Below are 5,225 nucleotides of genomic sequence, written 5' to 3'. Positions count from 1 at the left end.
GTCGGCAGCGAGGGCGTCGGCGGCGTCCAGCTGCCCCTTCGCCCAGCCCGCCCCCTGCGACAGCAAAAAGCAGAGCAGCAGGGCGGCGCACAGCGCCCCCATCTCCCGGCGTGATAACATAAAAACCAGCCTCCTCTGGAAGTTTTATCCAGAGGATGGGCTGGTTTTGGGGGATTTATACGTTAGTTCTTCAGCGACTGCATGGGTGCAGGAAGGCGGCCGCCGCGGTTGATGAAGACGGAGGGGTCGCGCTGGTTGACGGGCATGATCGGCCCGTAGCCCAACAGGCCGCCGAAGTCCAGCACCTCGCCCGCCTTCCGGCCGATGGCCGGGATGACGCGGACGGCGGTGGTCTTGGTATTGACCATGCCGATGGCGGCTTCGTCGGCGATGAGGGCGCTGATGACGGCGGGGGTGGTGTCGCCGGGGATGATGACCATGTCGATGCCCACCGAGCAGACAGCCGTCATGGCCTCCAGCTTCTCGATGGTCAGACAGCCGGACTCGGCGGCGTGGATCATGCCGTCGTCCTCGCTGACGGGGATGAAGGCACCCGACAGGCCGCCGACATGGTTGGAGGCCATGACGCCGCCCTTCTTGACGGCGTCGTTCAGCAGGGCGAGGCAGGCGGTGGTGCCGCAGCAGCCGCAGGTCTCAAGCCCCATCTCCTCGAGGATGTTGGCCACGCTGTCGCCCACGGCGGGGGTGGGGGCCAGCGACAGGTCGATGATGCCGGCGGGCACGCCCAGCTCCTTGGAGGCAAGGTTGGCCACCAGCTGGCCCACGCGGGTGATCTTGAAGGCCGTCCGCTTCACCAGCTCGGCCACCTGATCGATGGGGGCATCCTTGGGCAGGCGGGCCAGCGCGGCGCGGACTGCGCCCGGGCCGGAGACGCCCACATGGATCTCGCAGTCCGGCTCGCCGGGGCCGTGGAACGCGCCCGCCATGAAGGGGTTGTCCTCGGGTGCATTGCAGAAGACGACGAGCTTTGCTGCGCCGATGCACTGACGGTCGGCGGTCAGCTCGCTGGCCTTCTTGACGGCCTCGCCCATCAGCTTCACGGCGTCCATGTTCAGGCCCGCTTTGGTCGCGCCGATGTTCACCGAGCTGCAGACGATGTCCGTCTCGGCGAGGGCACGGGGGATGGACTCGATGAGGCGCAGGTCGCCCGCCGAGAAGCCTTTGTGGACGAGGGCAGTGTAGCCGCCCACAAAGTTGACGCCGACCTTCTTACCGGCGGCGTCGAGGGTCTTGGCAAAGTCCACCGGGTCAGCGTCCGGGCAGGCACCCAGCAGCATGGCGATGGGGGTGACGCTGATGCGCTTGTTGATGATGGGGATGCCGTACTCGGCGCTGATGTGCTCCACAGCGGGCACGAGCCGGGCGGCACGGGTGGTGATCTTATTGTAGATCTTTTCGCAGGCCTTTTTGGGGTCCGGGTCGATGCAGTCCAACAGGCTGATGCCCATGGTGACGGTGCGCACGTCCAGATTGTCCTGCGTGAACATCTCGATGGTCTCGAGGATGTCGCCGGTGTTCATCATGTTCATATTCGTATCTCCTCAGATGGTATGCATCGCGTCAAAAACTTCCTGACGGGTGAGATTGATCTGCATCCCCATCTCGGCGGCGAGAACATTCATCTTCTGGTGCAGCTCCTCGTGGGAGACATTGCACTTGGTGATGTCCACCAGCATGATCATGGCGAACATACCCTGCAGGATGCTCTGGGTGACGTCTTCGATGTTGATGTTCAGCTCGCTGCACAGGCCCGAGACGCGGGCGACGACGCCCACGGTGTCGTGGCCGATGACGGTAATGAATGCTTTCATAGTTCTACCCCTTTGTTGTGATGTTGTAGCCCTCTCAGGCGCTTCGCGCCAGCTCTCCCATAGGGAGAGCCACTGGCGAGTCGGACAGGTTCACGCTGGACGAACGAAGCGCAATATTTCGGGAACGGTAGTGCCCTGCTACCTGAATTGACGGCAACTAGACAAGGTGCGCTTATTTCGAAGCCGCCGCCCTCTGTAGCAAGGCCCGCTCTTTTGCGTCATATTACACCTAAGCGTCCAGCTCAAAGCTGTCCGGCCTGCCAATGGCTCCCCCTTTGGGGGAGCTGTCACGCCTGCGGCGTGACTGAGAGGGCAACTCCAGTATAGCAGATTTCACGAAAAATGAACACTCTTTTTGGAAAAAAGAGCAGGGAAGAAGGGCAAAAGAGTGTCTATTGCGGGCGGAATGGGGCGGGAAACTGCAAAAACCGGGTGCAAACCGCCCGCTGGTGTGTTATACTGATAGAAATATCGCCACAGGCTGAACAAAGGAGAAACGACTATGGAACAGCTTCTGAAGATCCTTGAGGACAACGCCCGGATGTCGGTGGAGGACATCGCGGCTATGCTGAACAAATCCCCCGCCGAGGTGGCGGCGATGATCGACCTTGCCCGGGCGCAGGGCATCATCAAGGGCTACAAGACCCTCGTGGACTGGGAGAAGGCCGGGGTGAACCGGGTGGAGGCCGTCATCGAACTGAACGTCAGCCCCAAAAAGAGCCGGGGCTTCGACGAGATCGCAGCCACTATCGCCTCCTTCGACGAGGTGGAGAGCGTGCTGCTGATGAGCGGCGGCTACGACCTGCAGCTGGTCATCAAGGGCCAGACCTTTCAGGAGATCGCTCTCTTCGTGGCAAAGCGTCTGTCCCCGCTGGACGATGTGCTGTCCACAGCTACCCACTTCGTGCTCCGCACCTACAAGAAAGAGGGCCGTCTGTATCAGGACGAAGAAATCGATGAAAGAGAGTGCACGGTGCTGTGATGGATTATGATAGACTGATCGCGCCTGCCGCCGCCGCCATGCGGCCCTCCGGCATCCGCAAATTTTTCGACCTTGCCGCCGAGATGCCCGAGTGCATCAGCCTCGGCGTCGGCGAGCCGGACTTCAAGACCCCGTGGGCCGTCCGGGAGGCCGGCATCGAGAGCCTCGAGCATGGCCGCACCCGCTATACCTCCAACGCCGGTCTGAAGGAGCTGCGGGCCGAGATCGCCCGCTACCTCGACCGCCGGATGGGCCTGAAATACGACCCGGCCAAGGAAGTCCTCGTCACCGTGGGCGGCAGCGAAGCCATTGATATGTGTATCCGCACACTGGTACAGCCCGGCGATGAGGTCATCATCCCCGAGCCGTGCTTCGTCTGCTATGAGCCGATCACGACCCTCTCCGGCGGCGTGCCGGTGCACGTGGCCTGCCGTCAGGAGGACGAGTTCCGCCTCCGGGCCGACGCCCTGAAAGCCGCCATCACCCCGCGCACCAAGCTCCTCATCATGCCTTTCCCCAACAACCCCACCGGCGCAGTGATGGAGCGGGCAGACCTTGAGGCCATCGCCGAGGTGCTGCGGGGCACCGACATCATGGTGCTGTCGGATGAGATCTATGCTGAGCTGAACTACGGTCTCCAGAACCATGTCTCCATCGCCACCCTGCCCGGCATGGCCGAGCGGACGGTGGTGGTCAACGGCTTCTCCAAGACTTACGCTATGACGGGCTGGCGGCTGGGCTACGCCTGCGGCCCCGCGCCCATCATCAAAATTATGACGAAAATTCATCAGAGCGCCATCATGAGCGCCCCCACCACCAGCCAGTATGCCGCCATCACGGCCCTCAAGGACTGCGACGGCGAGATCGAGCGGATGCGCAACGAGTACAATATGCGCCGCCGCCTCGTGGTCAAGAGCTTCAATGACATGGGCCTGAGCTGCTTTGAGCCTCGGGGCGCATTCTATGCCTTCCCCTGCATCAAGTCCAGCGGCATGACCAGCGAGGAGTTCTGCACCAAGCTTCTGGAGCAGAAGCACGTCGCCATCATCCCGGGCAACGCCTTTGGTGCGTCCGGCGAGGGGTATGCCCGGGTGTCCTACGCCTACAGCGTGGAGCACCTGATGGAGGCCCTCCGCCGCATCCGGGAGTTTCTGAGCGAGAACGGCAAGTGAGGAGGGAACAGACGATGCGCAGCAGTGTGACGGTGCTGGCTCCGGCCAAGCTGAATCTGGCGCTGGATGTGGTGGGTATCCTGCCCGGGGGCTACCACGCGCTGGACATGACCATGCAGGCCATCTCGCTGTATGAGCGGGTGGTCATCCGCCGCAGCCCCTACCTCGACCTGACCCTCCCGGGCAGCAAGGTCAAGGCAGGTCCCGGCAACACCGCCATCAAGGCGGCGCTGGCCTTTTTTCACTACACGGGCCTGCTGGCGGGGGCCGACATCACCATCTATAAAAACGTGCCTGTCCGGGCTGGCATGGCAGGCGGCAGCGCCGACGCTGCCGCCGTGCTGGTGGGCCTGAATGAGCTGTACGGTGCGCGGCTGTCCATGAGCGAGCTGTGCGCGCTGGGAGCGTCCATCGGCGCGGACGTGCCCTTCGCCCTCATGGGCGGCACCTGCCGGGTGCAGGGCCTCGGCGATGTGCTCAAGCCCTTGCCGCCCCTGCCGGAGTGCTGGTTCACGGTGGTCATGCCCGACTACGGCGTCTCCACCCCTGAGGCATTTGCGGCCTATGACCGGGTGGGCAGCAGCGTCCACCCCGACTGCGCCGCGCAGGAGGCTGCCATCCGGGCCGAGGACCTCGACGGAGTCTGTGCCGCCGCAGGCAATGCCCTCGAGGAATGCAGCGGTGCGAAGGACAATGAGGCCATCAAGAACGCCCTGCGGGAAAACGGCGCTGTCACTGCCCTCATGACCGGCAGCGGCGCAGCGGTCTTTGGCGTCTTCCGCACCGAGGGCGAGGCCCTTGCTGCTGCCGCCGACCTCCGCCCCCGCTGGCCGGAGGTCTATACCGCCCAGCCCGTAAGGGGAGGGGCGGAGGTGCAGCCGGTGAGACGGCGCTGACAGTACGATGCATCTGTGAATTTTTTATGCCGTGCTTGACTTTTGGGCGGGATGGCATATAATAGATTCAGGAATGTGAATACTCCATTGGCCTAACCCCCAATGGAAAAGCCCCCAAGGAGCCGTGAACTCCAAGGGGGCTTTCCTTTTTAGGCTTTGCGGTTCTCGTCGTATCGGTCAAGCTGTCCTTCGCCTCCCCAAATGCATAACCCTCCCTCCCTTTGGGCATACTGCCCGCAGGAAGGGAGGGCCTTTTTGTGCAGAGCTTTTACAAAATCTGTCTCGTCCTGATGATCGTCGGGGGCATCAACTGGGGGCTGGTGGGCCTGTTCCAGTTCGATTT

Annotated in this window: 6 protein-coding genes; 4 read left to right on the top strand and 2 right to left on the bottom strand. The window is 62.8% G+C overall.

Features of this window, described 5'->3' with window-relative positions:
* Window positions 1–182 precede the first annotated feature (182 nt).
* Window positions 183–1,550 carry a PFL family protein gene (locus ACT8X9_RS12715; protein ID WP_444269234.1) on the bottom strand — a complete coding sequence of 456 codons (1,368 nt, stop codon included), beginning with the start codon at window positions 1,548–1,550 and terminating at the stop codon, window positions 183–185.
* Window positions 1,551–1,562: 12 nt separating this feature from the next.
* Window positions 1,563–1,832, bottom strand: coding sequence for an ACT domain-containing protein (locus ACT8X9_RS12710; protein WP_249234394.1), 270 nt, complete (start codon window positions 1,830–1,832; stop codon window positions 1,563–1,565).
* 502 nt (window positions 1,833–2,334) lie between these two features.
* Between ACT8X9_RS12710 and ACT8X9_RS12705 the strand changes: the two genes are divergently transcribed.
* From ACT8X9_RS12705 to ACT8X9_RS12690, 4 genes are all read left to right on the top strand, one after another.
* Entirely contained in the window at window positions 2,335–2,814 is a 480-nt protein-coding gene (locus tag ACT8X9_RS12705) for an Lrp/AsnC family transcriptional regulator (protein ID WP_015563659.1), read from the top strand.
* Window positions 2,814–3,986 (top strand): aminotransferase class I/II-fold pyridoxal phosphate-dependent enzyme, encoded by a 1,173-nt coding sequence (locus ACT8X9_RS12700; protein ID WP_227619878.1) that lies wholly within the window; start codon window positions 2,814–2,816, stop codon window positions 3,984–3,986. The genes ACT8X9_RS12705 and ACT8X9_RS12700 overlap by 1 nt, the downstream gene beginning before the upstream one ends.
* 14 nt (window positions 3,987–4,000) lie before the next feature.
* Entirely contained in the window at window positions 4,001–4,882 is an 882-nt protein-coding gene (gene ispE / locus ACT8X9_RS12695; RefSeq protein WP_444269233.1) for a 4-(cytidine 5'-diphospho)-2-C-methyl-D-erythritol kinase, read from the top strand.
* A 290-nt stretch (window positions 4,883–5,172) separates the two neighbouring features.
* A partial coding sequence (locus ACT8X9_RS12690; RefSeq protein WP_444269235.1) for a DUF378 domain-containing protein occupies window positions 5,173–5,225 on the top strand: 53 nt, incomplete at its 3' end.

Origin of the sequence: Faecalibacterium sp. (genome assembly GCF_052358865.1) — a bacterium.
GTDB classification, from domain to species: Bacteria; Bacillota; Clostridia; order Oscillospirales; family Ruminococcaceae; genus Faecalibacterium; species Faecalibacterium butyricigenerans.
The sequence above is the reverse complement of the archived record's forward strand: the minus strand, read 5'-3'. Positions and strand labels throughout refer to the sequence as shown.